The 12,345-nt window shown below is 64.4% G+C and carries 11 protein-coding genes; 6 read left to right on the top strand and 5 right to left on the bottom strand.

What is annotated here, in order from left to right; genetic code table 11:
* Nucleotides 1–14: 14 nt before the first annotated feature.
* Genes ACZ2HM_RS21290 through ACZ2HM_RS21270 form a run of 5 tightly spaced genes read right to left on the bottom strand, consistent with a single transcriptional unit; the run spans nt 15 to nt 6,781 of the window.
* The gene (locus tag ACZ2HM_RS21290; RefSeq protein WP_470426967.1) at nt 15–3,239 is read right to left on the bottom strand and encodes an efflux RND transporter permease subunit; all 3,225 of its coding nucleotides are present in this window, start codon (nt 3,237–3,239) and stop codon (nt 15–17) included.
* Between the two features lie 4 nt (nt 3,240–3,243).
* Nucleotides 3,244–4,422, bottom strand: a complete 1,179-nt coding sequence (locus ACZ2HM_RS21285; RefSeq protein ID WP_470426966.1) for an efflux RND transporter periplasmic adaptor subunit — start codon at nt 4,420–4,422, stop codon at nt 3,244–3,246.
* Complete coding sequence (locus tag ACZ2HM_RS21280) at nt 4,419–5,708, bottom strand: TolC family protein (protein ID WP_470426965.1); 1,290 nt, start codon at nt 5,706–5,708, stop codon at nt 4,419–4,421. Before ACZ2HM_RS21280 ends, ACZ2HM_RS21285 begins: the two co-directional genes overlap by 4 nt.
* Before the next feature lie 57 nt (nt 5,709–5,765).
* A complete protein-coding gene (locus tag ACZ2HM_RS21275; RefSeq protein ID WP_083217033.1) occupies nt 5,766–6,098 on the bottom strand; it encodes a hypothetical protein in 333 nt (110 codons plus the stop codon).
* Nucleotides 6,099–6,130: 32 nt separating this feature from the next.
* A complete protein-coding gene (locus ACZ2HM_RS21270; RefSeq protein WP_470426964.1) occupies nt 6,131–6,781 on the bottom strand; it encodes a cation efflux transmembrane domain-containing protein in 651 nt (216 codons plus the stop codon).
* Nucleotides 6,782–6,852: 71 nt separating this feature from the next.
* Here ACZ2HM_RS21270 and ACZ2HM_RS21265 point away from each other — a divergent pair, with 71 nt between their 5' ends.
* The 6 genes from ACZ2HM_RS21265 (at nt 6,853) to ACZ2HM_RS21240 (ending at nt 12,302) form a co-directional block, all read left to right on the top strand.
* A complete protein-coding gene (locus ACZ2HM_RS21265; RefSeq protein WP_470426963.1) occupies nt 6,853–7,257 on the top strand; it encodes a MerR family transcriptional regulator in 405 nt (134 codons plus the stop codon).
* A 461-nt stretch (nt 7,258–7,718) separates the two neighbouring features.
* Complete coding sequence (locus tag ACZ2HM_RS21260) at nt 7,719–7,910, top strand: hypothetical protein (protein WP_470426962.1); 192 nt, start codon at nt 7,719–7,721, stop codon at nt 7,908–7,910.
* A 38-nt stretch (nt 7,911–7,948) separates the two neighbouring features.
* Nucleotides 7,949–9,130, top strand: coding sequence for a ParB/RepB/Spo0J family partition protein (locus ACZ2HM_RS21255; protein WP_470426961.1), 1,182 nt, complete (start codon nt 7,949–7,951; stop codon nt 9,128–9,130).
* Between the two features lie 112 nt (nt 9,131–9,242).
* Nucleotides 9,243–10,757, top strand: a complete 1,515-nt coding sequence (gene istA / locus ACZ2HM_RS21250) for an IS21 family transposase (protein WP_021238707.1) — start codon at nt 9,243–9,245, stop codon at nt 10,755–10,757.
* Nucleotides 10,744–11,472 carry an IS21-like element helper ATPase IstB gene (istB, locus tag ACZ2HM_RS21245; RefSeq protein ID WP_031304487.1) on the top strand — a complete coding sequence of 243 codons (729 nt, stop codon included), beginning with the start codon at nt 10,744–10,746 and terminating at the stop codon, nt 11,470–11,472. Before istA ends, istB begins: the two co-directional genes overlap by 14 nt.
* 242 nt (nt 11,473–11,714) lie before the next feature.
* The gene (locus ACZ2HM_RS21240) at nt 11,715–12,302 is read left to right on the top strand and encodes a hypothetical protein (protein ID WP_470426960.1); all 588 of its coding nucleotides are present in this window, start codon (nt 11,715–11,717) and stop codon (nt 12,300–12,302) included.
* The last annotated feature ends 43 nt before the right edge of the window (nt 12,303–12,345 follow it).

The following is a 12,345-nucleotide window of genomic DNA, read 5'->3' as shown; positions in this document are numbered from 1 at the left end:
CCCTCCTTTTGCGGTCATGCATGCTGCGGCGGGGCAGCCTCTTCCCTCTCGTCGCCCTCGTCACCCTTCACCGCCTGCTGCCCGAAACGCGCGTAGAGCGTGGGCAGCACGAACAGCGTCAAAAAGGTCGCGGAGATGAGACCGCCGATGACAACAGTTGCGAGCGGCTTTTGCACTTCCGCGCCGGCCCCGCTCGCAAACGCCATCGGCACGAAGCCGAGACTGGCGACCAAGGCCGTCATCACGACCGGACGGAGTCGTTGGATGGCCCCTGTCCGTGCAGCTTCTGCCCGGTCCATGCCGGACCGGATCAGGTCCTGCACCGAACTGACCATGACGAGGCCGTTGAGGACCGCGATACCCGACAGCGCGATGAAACCGACCGCAGCCGAGATCGAGAAGTCCATACCCCGGGCAAACAGCAGCAGCACGCCGCCGACCAAGGCGAAGGGCACGCCGGTGAACACGATCGCGGCATCCCGCGCCGATCCCAATGCCCCGTAGAGCAGCAGCAGGATCAAGATGAAGCAGGCTGGGATCACGAGCTGAAGCCGCTGACTGGCGGACTCCAGATTTTCGAATTGCCCGCCCCATTCAAGATAGCTGCCAGCGGGCAAGCGCACGTTCTGCCCGACGGCCGCCTGTGCGTCCGCCACCACGCTGCCGACGTCACGTCCACGCACGTTCGCCTGCACGACGACGCGGCGCTTGCCGTTCTCGCGACTAATCTGGTTCGGCCCATCGACGACGCCGATACTGGCGACGCTGGACAGCGGCACATAGCCGCCCCCGGCAATCGGCACCTGCACCTGTTCGAGCTGGCGCAGATCGGCGCGCTGCGCGTCCGACAAGCGGATGACCACCGGGAACCGGCGATCACCCTCGAAGATCATGCCGGACTCGCGGCCGCCGATGGTGGCGGTGATCGTGTCCTGTACGTCCTGCGCGGTGACGCCGACCCGCGCCATCGCGTCGCGATTGACGCGAATATCGAGCATCGGCAGACCTGTGGTCTGCTCGACCTTCACGTCCGCCGCCCCTTGCGTCTTGCGCAGAACGCCGGCGATCTGTTCGGCGGTGCGGTTCATGGCAACGAAGTCGTCGCCAAACACCTTGACCGCGATGTCGCCGCGCACGCCGGCGATCAGCTCGTTGAACCGCATCTGGATCGGCTGCGTGATCTCGTAGGCGTTGCCAGGAATCTTGCCGAGCAGGCCTTCTAGTCGCTCGACCAGTTCCTCCTTGGCTAGCTTGGGATCAGGCCATTCATCGCGGGGCTTGAGGATGACGAACATATCGGTCGCGTTGGGCGGCATCGGGTCCGATGCCAGCTCGGCCGTGCCTGTCTTGGAAAAGACGAAGCGCACTTCGGGCTGCTTGGCGACAATACGCTCGATCGGCACCTGCATGGCCTGGCTCTGTTGGACCGATGTCGCCGGGATACGCAGCGCCTGGATGAGCAGATCGCCCTCATCGAGCTGGGGCAGGAAGACTTGCCCCAGCGTAGTGAAGGCCAGCGCCGCCGCGACGAGGCTCACAACGCTTGCGCCGATCGTGAGCGACGGGCGCTTCATAGCCTTTTCGAGACCCGGTTCGTAACGGGCTTTGAGCCATGAGATGATGCGCCCATCCTTCTCCTCGACCCGCTTGGACAGCCAGATGGCAATCGCCGCCGGCACGAAAGTCAGCGACAAGGCAAAGGCGAAAAGCAGGGCGATGATGACCGTCAGTGCCATCGGTACGAATGTCTTGCCTTCCACGCCCGTAAGCGTGAGCAACGGCACATAGACAAGGATGATGATCGCCTGCCCGTAAACGGAAGGCCGGATCATCTCGCGTGCTGCCGTGGCAACGGCTTCGAGCCGCTCCTTCACGCTGAGCAGACGGCCTTCATGGTGCTGTTGCTCGGCGAGGCGGCGCAGCGCGTTCTCGACGATGATGACAGCGCCATCGACGATGAGACCAAAGTCGAGCGCGCCCAGGCTCATCAGATTTGCCGAGACACCCAGACGCAGCATGCCGAACCCGGTGAGCATCATTGTCACCGGAATCACCGCCGCCGCAATCAGCGCGGCGCGGAAATTGCCGAGCAGAAGGAACAGCACGACGATGACGAGCAACGCGCCTTCGGAGAGGTTCTTGGCGACCGTCTTGATCGTCGAATTGACCAGCGCGGTCCGGTCCAGAACGGGTTGCACCACGACATCAGGCGGCAGCGAGGCGTTGATCTCCTTCAGCCGATCAGCGACCGCCGTGGCGACGTTGCGGCTGTTCTCGCCAATCCGCATGATCGCCGTGCCCACGACCACTTCCGTCCCGTTCTCCGAGGCCGAGCCCATGCGGATTGCCTGGCCGGTGCGAACGGTGGCAACCTGGTCAAGGGTGATCGGCACCCCTTCGCGGGTTGCGATGACGGTACGCGCCAGTTCGGCCGCGTTGCGCACCAGCGCGTCGGAGCGGACCGCCAGCCCCTCGCCGTTGCGGTTGACGAAGCCTCCGCCCACGCTGGTGTTGTTCTTTTCGAGCGCGGTGCCAAGATCGGTGAGCGTGATGTTCAGGGAAGCGAGCTTCTGGACGTCGGGGACGACCAGATACTGCTTGGCATAGCCGCCGATGGAATCGACGCCGGCAAGACCCGGCGTGTTCTTCAGGAGCGGCGTGACGATCCAGTCCTGCGCGGTGCGCAGATAGGTCGCCTTGTCTTCTTCGCTCGTCAGCCTCTCGCCTTCCGGCGTGATGTAGCTGCCGTCGGGCTGCTGGCCAGGCTCACCGGGGCGGTGCTTGTCATCCTGCCGATGGTCGAGGCGGACGGTCCACATATAGACCTCGCCCAGTCCGGTCGCGATCGGTCCCATTTCGGGGTTTACGCCGTCGGGCAGGTTCTCCGCGACGCCCGCCAGGCGCTCGCCAACTTGCTGGCGGGCGAAATAGATGTCGGTGGACTCGCCGAAGACCGCGGTTATCTGTGCGAACCCATTGCGGCTGAGCGAGCGCGTGTTTTCAAGGCCGGGAATGCCCGCAAGCGCGGTTTCGATCGGAAACGAAACCTGCTTCTCGACCAGCTCGGGCGACAGCGCCGAGGCGCGGACGTTGATCTGGACCTGGTTGTTGGTGATGTCCGGCACCGCGTCGATCGGGAGCCGGTAGAGGGAATAGGCACCGATGGCGGTGGCGACGGCGGTGAGAAGCAGGACGAGCCAGCGCTTCTCGACCGCCCATGTGACGATACGGGCGATCATGGCATCAATCCTCGTGCGCCGCTTCGCCCTTGCCGAGTTCGGCCTTGAGCGTGAAGCTGCCGGTAGTGGCGATCTGTTCGCGGCCTGTGAGGCCAGAGCGGACGATGACGGTATCGCCGGCGGCATCGCCCAGCGTGACCGGGGTAGCCTGGAACCCCTTGGCGGTGCGGACAAAGACCACCGATTTGCCTTCGACGGTCTGAATGGCCGTCGTCGGCACGCGTACCGCAGAGCTTCCGGCATTGCCGCTCAGCTGCACCGCAGCAGTTACGGGCTCGCCGACACGCCACTGAGCGCCGCGATTGTCGAGCGTCGCGATAACCGGCACCTGCCGCGTTTGGGGATCAAGCGCGGGCGAGACGAAGGTTATGCGCGCGCTGGTCTGCCTGCCCGGCGCCGTTACCGTTACGACGTTCCCGGGCCTGACCCTGCCCGCGTCTTCGGGCTTGAGGTTCAGCGCCAGCGATACCCGGCCAAGATTGGCGATACGGTACAGCTCCGCGTCGGCAGTGACCGTCTGGCCCAGCACGACCGGACGCGAGATGATCTGGCCGGCGATGGGGGCTGTAATACCGAGGCGGTTGAGGCCGCCCCCGCCCCCGCCGCCGCCAGCGGCCGAGACCTGACTTTGGGCCTGACGGTAGGCAATCCTTGCTTCGGTCGCAGCCGTTCGCGCCGCGATCAGGTCTTGTTCGGGCGACACGCGCTGCGCGAACAGGCGCTGTTCGCGTGCGAGGTTGGAATTGGCGAGTGCAAGCCTGGCGCGCGACGCTTCCACCTCTCCCTTGAGCTGTGCCGCTTCCCTGCTTTCGATGACCGCGATGGTTTCCCCCCTGCCGACCGACTGGCCCAGATTGCGGGTCAATGAAACGACGCGGCCTCCGATCGCGGCCGAAACGACCTGCGTCCCTTGCGGATCACCCTCGATAGTTGCGGGCAGTTCGATCGTACCGGCTCCGCCTGTCATCGGGCGCGCGATCTGGACCCCAGCGGCCGTGATCTGGTCGGGCGTGAGCGTCACGGCCCCTTCGTCGGCATGCGCTTCTTTACCGCCGCCCTCGTCGGCATTGGCAGATGCTTCATTGGTTGCAGCAGCATCGCCGCCTTCGGAGCTACCGCCGCAAGCGGAGAGCAGCAAGGCGAGGCCAAGCGGCATCGCGCCGCCCATAAGGATGGTCTTCATCGGTCGGTATCCCCCGAAATCGTGGTCGCCGTCGCGGGAGCGGTCAGCCGCTCCAGTTGCGCGCGGGCATTTTGATAATTGGCGAGTGCGTCGATCGCGGCGACGCGCGTCTCGGCAAGAGTGCGTTCGGCGTCGAGCAGATCGAGCTGGCCGAACTTGCCTTCACGGTAGCCGATCCGGGCGATCCTGGCGGCTTCCTGCGCTGCCGCCAGGGCTGGTCCGGCTGCAGCACGGGCGGTTGTGGCCGCGTTCGCGGCCTCCGCCTGCGCGTTCGTGATCGCTTGCTCGACATCGAGGGCGGTAACACGCCGTAAGGCTTCCGCCTGGCTTCGCTGTGCGCTCGCCTGCGCGATGGCCGCGCGGCCATTGTTGAACAGCGGGATCGGAATCGAGATCGAAAATACCGCAGCGGTGTCGTTGGTCGCTTCGAGCCGCCTTAGAGCCGGGCCGATGTTGAGGTCTGGGACGCGGTTCGCCCGCGCCAGCCTCACGCCGGCATCGGCGACGGCTAGATCGGCGTCGGCGGCGGCGAGTGCCAAAGTGTTTGCCGCCGGCGGCGTCTCGACGGGACCAAAGGTCGGTGCCGGGAGCTGATCGAGAAGCGCGGCATCGAGCATCCCGTCGATAGGTCGTCCAATCCGCCGTGCCAGGTTCGTGCGCGCTGCTTCGGCGAGCCGTGTCAGCCGTTCCACGTTGGCATCGGCGTTGATCCTCGTGACATCGGCGCGCTGCTGTTCGAGCGGCGAGGCCCGTCCCGCCTGAACCCGCACACCCGCGCCGCGCAGCACTTCGGCGGCAATGCGCGCTTGATCGCGCGCTGTTGCGAGCCGGCGTTCGGCCGCAACCGCATCGATATAGAGCTGGGTCACCTGCAGACGAATGTCGCTCGCGGTGATCGCTGCCTGCAGTTCGGCACGCGATAGCTGTGCGCTGGCGACAGCGACACGCGCGCCGCGCTTGCCGCCCAACTCGATCGGGATTGCAACGCCTACGGTCGTCTCCGCACTTTGCAGACCCTTGTATGGGCCAGATCCGGCGACGTTTTCGACCTGCCCCTGAAAGACGGGATTGGGTCGCAGCCCCGCGACCGTCCGTTCTGCTTGAGCCGCTTCGATTGCGGCCGATGCCGCGTCAGCGGCAGGCGCCGCGCCGCCTGCGGCCAATACGGCCTGATCGAGGGTATAGACGCCGAGCGGCTGCGTTGCCGCAGTCGTCGGCGCTTGCTGCGCCTGCGCCATCGAGGCACAGGACGCCGCGGCCATCATGGCCACGAACATCTTTTTCATTATCTGGTGATCCTGACAAAATACGTCTGATCGGCGGATGCCGACCGGCGGGCGATGTCAGGCGGCGGGAGGCCTTAGTGCGGGGCCAGTCCGATAAGACGCCAGGGCGCTTTGCGGCGCAGGGAACGGATGCAAGCCGCTTGCCTCGCCAAGCGAATAAAGATCGCTTGTATCGGGTATGTCCAATGTTGGACCATGGCAGGTGCTGTGGTGATGGGGCATCGCCTTGTCGGCGTCGCCCTGAGACTGATCAGCATCGCCATCTTCATGTACGACGCCGGCGCAATCCACCATGATCTGCCCGGAAACCTCGCGCGCATGGATCGTCGCCGTCAGCACAAGCGACGACGCGATCATAACCAGCAAGAGTGAGCAGAGCCTGCGCAGCATGTGTTGTGACCTAAACGATATCCCGGCCAGTGTCATCGCGTAACTTGGGGAGGCGCTGGCCGCGCGTCGCGCCATGCGGGGATCGCCTCGCCCAGCACGCGCCACGCCGACCGCAGGAAGATGAGCGCGATCACCGCGCCAACGGCGATGTCGGGCCAGACCGAGCCTGTCGCGGCTACCAGTCCGGCAGCAATCAACACGCCGATGTTGGAGGCCACGTCGTTGCGCGAACATTCGAACGTGCTCGACATATTCACATTTTGGGTGCGGAATCGCCACAGCAGCGCCAGGCAAACGACGTTGGCCACAAGTGCGGCGCTCCCGAACGCGAGCATCAGCGTCGATGAGGGCGGCACGCCGTTCACGAGCTTGTCGGCAATCTCGACGACCACCGCGATGCCGAAAACAAGGATGATGCCGCCCTTGGCAAGCGCGGCCCCTGCCTCCCAGCGCGGTCCCCGGCTCAAGGCGTAAAGGCTCAGTGCATAGACGACCGCATCGCCAAACATATCGACGGAGTCCGCCATCAGCGCCGATGAGCGTGCCGCCACGCCGCCGCCGAACTCGGCGATGAACATCACGAAGTTGATCACCATCACGGTGATCAGAACGCGGCGCTGATCCGCCTTTCGGCCCAGCTCAGCGATCGTATCACTTTTTTTCGAACAGCAGTCGTCCGCCATCTGATGCCTCGATTCGTGCGTCGGGCACCCTATATGAACCCTCATCCTACTAGAGGGTCAAGGGACGGCTCATGAAGATCGGTGTCATTGCCAAGCGAACCGGGCTGAAAATCGAGACTATCCGGTTCTATGAGGCCGAGGCGTTGATCGAACCGCCAACACGTAGCGGCGGAAATTACCGGCTGTATGGCCAGACCCATCTCGATCGATTGTCCTTCATCAAACGATCACGCGATCTTGGCTTTACCCTCGATCAGGTTCGCGACCTTCTGCGTCTGGCCGATAATCCTCGGGGGTCGTGTGAGGAAGTGGACAGCATCGTGGCACTCCATATCGACGAGATCGATCGTAAGCTCGCCGATCTGACGGCTTTGCGGAGCGAGGTGGTGCGTTGGGGCGGCGACTGCGAGGCAACGACGATCGCGGAATGCAAGGTCATCGACGCTTTGTCTTCGGGCGCACCGGGGCGCTTGTAACCTCATACGCTGATGTGCGGGCTCTAAGAACACAGGTACAGGGCGCGGCCCTGCCGGGCACGGCTCTATCGGCGGCAGGCGCCGACCAAGCCACCGTACCGGCGTCTTGGCCCATTTAGGGTAACGATCCTCGCGTGAGGGGGTGTGCCATGTGGCACACCCCCAATAGCCGCGCACAGCGCGACATCATCCCTTGGCCCTACGGCCCTCCCCTGGAGGCCCGGGCGCGCGGGGAACACCAAGGGCCGCTGCCCTTTCGTTCCCGAAGCAAAATCGACACCCCCGTGTGGTCCGCCTAGCGCGGCCGACACCCTGACGGGCGTCGGCCGCGCTAGGGCGGCCTGCCCGCGCCAGGCCATCGATTTTCCTCCTCCCTCTCCATCCCGCTCCTCGCCGGAGAGGCAGAGCCGCATGCCGCAGAGCAAGCGGCTTTCAGCCCCGAAGGAAGGAGAACAAGGACAATGGCTTACACACGATACAAGGGCGATCCCTACTGGAAACGGGCCAAAGTGGACGGGACCGGCGCGGACGGCAGCCCCTACCGCAAGGGCGAGCGCGTGTTCTTCTATCCGCGCACTGGCGCGACCTACACAGGCGACGCCGCCACGCGCGCTTCCGCCGAATTTGACGAACTCGCAGCCCTCGAAGGCTGACCTCCCCCAATCGACATTACAGATCAGGAGCATTCATCATGGCTATCATCACCGCCAAGCTGTCGCAGCTTCGTCTTTCCCCCCTCAATCAGCGCCGCATCAAGCCATCGGCAATCGAGTCCATGGCCGACGATATTCACGCGCATGGCCTGTTGCAGAACCTTGTCGCCTATGAGGAAGACGGCCTGTTATGGGTATTCGCAGGGGGACGGCGCTATCGCGGCCTCAAGGAACTGGTGAAGCGCAAGAAGGTCAGGAACAGCGATCTTTTCCCTGTCGAGGTACGCAGCAAGGAAGAGGCCATCGAACTGTCTCTGGCAGAGAATTTCCAGCGGGAAGATATGCACCCTGCCGACAGTATCCGCGCCTTTGCGGCCCTGCGCGATACCGGCATGGACGCCGAGGAAATCGCGGCCCGGTTCGGTCAGGCCGTCAGCTTTGTCTACAAAATGTTGCGCCTTTCAGCGCTCGCTCCGGCACTGATCGGCCTGATCGCCAAGGACCAGTTGACCCTTGAAGCCGCCCGCGCGCTTACCCTCACCGACGATCACGACTTCCAAGTGAAGGTGTGCAAGGCGGCGAACGGGCAGGCCCATACCATCCGCCGGATGCTCACCACCGAGAAGGTCGATACGACCAGCGGCATGTTCCTGTTCGTCGGGCGCGAAGCCTATGAGGCGAAGGGCGGCACGATCACCGTGGACCTGTTCAGCCAAGGGGATGAGGGTTTTGCTGACAGCCCCGAACTGGTGCAGGAATTGGCGGAGGACAAGCTGGAGGCCATCGCTGCCGACTATCGCAGCGTCGGGTGGCACGAAGTGCGCGCGGAAATCGAGCGGCCCTATGACCTCTACATGAAGGGCAGCATGTATCCCGCCACGCGCGAGCCGACCGAGGCCGAAGCGGAGCGCATGGCCGTCCTTGCCGCCGAAATCGAGGCGATTGCCGACGATGAAGGCGAGGACAGCGAGCGGATCGAACCGCTGGTGGACGAGCAGGAAGCGATCATGGAAAGCCAGCGCGCTTTCACTCCCGAGCAAGTATCGGTGGGCGGCGTCGCGCTATGGATTTCGCGGGACGGGACGCTGGGCAAGAGCATCTATCGCGCCAAGGCCGAACCCAAGCCCAAGGCGAGCCAGAGTGGACCGGCACCGCTCTACAGCAACGCGCTGTTTGCCGAACTGTCGCGCATCAAGACGCGGATCGTGCAGGAAGCGTGAGGATCAGCGTGCAATAGGCACCCCCTTCGTGGGGTGATCGGCGTGCAAAAAGGACCCCTTCATCCCGGGGATTTAGTCGGCCGACTGGTTTTGATCAGTTGGCGAGAACGGGATGTTGATCGTGGAGACAGTGGTTCGGATTCGGCGTGAGCATGCAGCGGGTAAGGCGATCAAGGCGATCGCTCGTGACCTTCGTTTGTCGCGGAAGGTCGTCCGCAAAGCGATCCGGTCGCCGGAGGCGGCGTTCAACTATCAGCGCAAAGTCCAGCCGCTGCCGCGGATCGGTCCTTATCAGGATCGTCTCGATGCGCTGCTTGAGGAGAACGAAGGTCGCGGCCGCCGCGATCGGCTACGGATGACGCGTATCCATGACCTGCTGGTGCGCGAGGGGTTCGATGGATCCTATGATGCGGTGCGCCGCTATGCGGCGCGCTGGCGTGCTGCGCGGCGGAAGGATGCTGGCGAAGGCGCACCGGCGTTCATCCCGATGACCTTCCAGCCGGGTGAGGCCTACCAGTTCGACTGGAGCCACGAGGATGTGGAGATCGCCGGCAAGCCGATGCGGGTGAAGGTGGCGCATATGCGTCTCTGCGACTCGCGCGCACCCTATGTCCGGGCCTATCCGCGCGAGGGCCAGGAGATGCTGTTCGATGCCCATGCCCGGGCGTTCGCGTTCTTCGGCGGTGTGCCGCGACGCGGTATCTACGATAATATGAAGACGGCGGTGACGGCCGTGTTCACCGGCAAGGAGCGTGTGTTCAACCGCCGCTTCCTGATCATGACCGATCATTACATGGTCGAGCCGACCGCCTGCTCGCCGGCGGCGGGATGGGAGAAGGGCCAGGTCGAGCAGCAGGTCCAGACAATCCGAGGCCGCTTCTTCCAGCCGCGGCTCCGGTTCGCCAGCCTGGCCGAGCTCAACGGGTGGCTGGAGGCCGAGTGCCGGCGCTGGGCCGAGCATCATGCCCATCCCGAACGCGGGGATATTACCGTCGCCGAGGCGCTGGATATGGAGCGACCGGCCCTGCAGCCGATCCTGGCACCGTTCGACGGCTTCCATGAGAGCGAGCATGCCGTCACCGGCACCTGCCTCATCAGCTTCGATCGCAACCGCTACTCGGTCATGTCGACGGCCGCACGCCGGACCGTTCAGGTGCGCTCCTATGCCGATCGCATCGTCATACGCTGCGGCGATGCGATCGTCGGGGAGCATGAGCGCCACTTCGGTCGGAACCGCACGATATACGATCCCTGGCATTATCTGCCGGTCCTCGCGCACAAGCCCGGCGCGCTGCGTAACGGCGCACCGTTCCAGGACTGGGATCTGCCGCCCGCCCTGCACCGATTACGGCGAAGGCTCGGCACCGGGGACGAGGCCGATCGCAGGTTCGTGCGGGTCCTCTCGGCGGTGCTCACCGATGGCCTGGAGCCGGTAGAGGCTGCCGTGCGCGAAGCGTTGGCGAACGGAACGGCCAGCGACGAGCTGATCCTCAACATCCTCTCCCGGCGCCGCGAGCCGGCGACACCCCACAGCATCGTCACTTCGGAAGACCGGATGCTGCAGCATCCTCCGCTCGCCGACTGTGCCCGCTATGATCTGCTGCGAGGCTATGATGCAGCGGCATGATATGATCGACACGATGCGCGGCCTCGGACTCAAGGGCATGGCGGCGGCGTTCGACGAGGCGGTCACCACCGGCCTCCAGCGCAAGCGCACCACCATGGAGATACTGACCGACCTGCTCCGTGCTGAGGCGACCCACCGGGATGCAGCCTCCATCCGCTATCGGATGACGGCTGCGAGGCTGCCCGTGGTGAAGGACCTGGAGCGGTTCAGCTTCGAGGGCACACCGATCAATGAGGAGATGATCCGCTCCCTTCACGATGGCTCCTTCCTCCCGCCTCGCCGCAATATCGTGCTGGTCGGCGGCACGGGGACAGGCAAGACCCACCTCGCCATCGCGATCACCGCCAATGTCGTGCGAAGGGGCGCTCGCGCCCGCTACTTCAACACCGTCGATCTGGTGACACGCCTCGAAGAGGAGACCCGGATCGGCAAAGGCGGGACCCTGGCGGCGCAGCTGTCGCGGCTCGACCTGATCGTTCTCGACGAGCTCGGTTATCTGCCGTTCGCCCGCTCGGGAGGGCAGTTGCTGTTCCACCTCATCAGCAAGCTTTATGAGCGGACCAGCGTCATCATCACCACGAACCTCGCCTTCGGCGAATGGCCGACCGTGTTCGGCGATCCCAAGATGACCACGGCGCTGCTCGACCGCGTCACCCACCACTGCGATATCGTCGAGACGGGCAACGACAGCTGGCGCTTCAAAAACCGCAGCTGACAGCCACCTTCGGCGCCTTCAAAAATCTATCTTGCGCTGCGCGCGCCTCCGGTCGGGCTACGCCCGCCCTCCGCCGCACGCAGCGCAAGGCCATCTTCAACAAACCAGCATCATATTATCTGAAAAGGGGGTCCCTCTTCGACGCCGATCGGGGGTCCCTTTTGAACGCCGTTTGACAGGAAGCGGTCGCGGCCGACCCGGCGCTGGCTCTCGATGTTCTGCTGGACAGCCTTGTCGGGCAGTTGCTTCATGGTGCCCACAGCTACCAGATGGCGGTCGAGGTGCAGGCCAAGGCCATCGCCACCGACGTTGCAGACGAGTTGATGGCGACCAGCGACGTTCAGGCTGTTGAGGAAGTGATGGCTAGCCGCTTCGCTTCCATCCCCGAAGAAGGCCGGTTCGAGACGATCCGGGCCATGACGGGCGAGGATAAGATGACGCTGCTGGCGGGCCTTGTCGCGATGATGGTGGACGGCACCGTATTTTCGGGTGGTTCCCCCGGTCAGCGGCATCACCAGTTCGAGCAGATCGCGCGCGCAAGCGGGGTGGACATCGCGGCTCGCTGGACCGCCCCGATTGCCCTGTTCGACAAGATGCGCCGCGCTGCCTTGATTACTCTTCTGACCGATGAAGTCGGTGCGGCAAGTGCGGAGAACTGCGCAACCATCAAGAAGAAGGCCGACCTCGCCGTCAACGTGTCAGGACGCCTGCCCGCAGGGTGGCTTCCCGCTCCCATGAAGATCGGTGCCTTCGATCAGGCGGACGAGAGCATGGATCAGGAAAGCGACATGATGGATGAAGAGGAGCTGGCCGAGAACGAAGACGCCTGACCGAGCGGGGGCTGGTGCGAACCGGCCCCTTCTCTCTCCATAT

This window comes from Sphingobium sp. KKT206 (assembly GCF_055640555.1).
This window is presented reverse-complemented; position numbering and strand designations above follow the sequence as displayed.

Excerpts from the sequence above, each read along its gene's own strand:
- ACZ2HM_RS21270 (WP_470426964.1), bottom strand. The coding sequence starts at position 6,781 with ATGGCGGACGACTGCTGTTCGAAAAAAAGTGATACGATCGCTGAGCTG.
- ACZ2HM_RS21275 (WP_083217033.1), bottom strand. The coding sequence starts at position 6,098 with ATGCTGCGCAGGCTCTGCTCACTCTTGCTGGTTATGATCGCGTCGTCG.
- istA (WP_021238707.1), top strand. The coding sequence starts at position 9,243 with ATGTTGATCGTGGAGACAGTGGTTCGGATTCGGCGTGAGCATGCAGCG.
- ACZ2HM_RS21260 (WP_470426962.1), top strand. The coding sequence starts at position 7,719 with ATGGCTTACACACGATACAAGGGCGATCCCTACTGGAAACGGGCCAAA.
- ACZ2HM_RS21290 (WP_470426967.1), bottom strand. The coding sequence starts at position 3,239 with ATGATCGCCCGTATCGTCACATGGGCGGTCGAGAAGCGCTGGCTCGTC.
- ACZ2HM_RS21265 (WP_470426963.1), top strand. The coding sequence starts at position 6,853 with ATGAAGATCGGTGTCATTGCCAAGCGAACCGGGCTGAAAATCGAGACT.
- ACZ2HM_RS21255 (WP_470426961.1), top strand. The coding sequence starts at position 7,949 with ATGGCTATCATCACCGCCAAGCTGTCGCAGCTTCGTCTTTCCCCCCTC.
- ACZ2HM_RS21280 (WP_470426965.1), bottom strand. The coding sequence starts at position 5,708 with ATGAAAAAGATGTTCGTGGCCATGATGGCCGCGGCGTCCTGTGCCTCG.
- istB (WP_031304487.1), top strand. The coding sequence starts at position 10,744 with ATGCAGCGGCATGATATGATCGACACGATGCGCGGCCTCGGACTCAAG.
- ACZ2HM_RS21285 (WP_470426966.1), bottom strand. The coding sequence starts at position 4,422 with ATGAAGACCATCCTTATGGGCGGCGCGATGCCGCTTGGCCTCGCCTTG.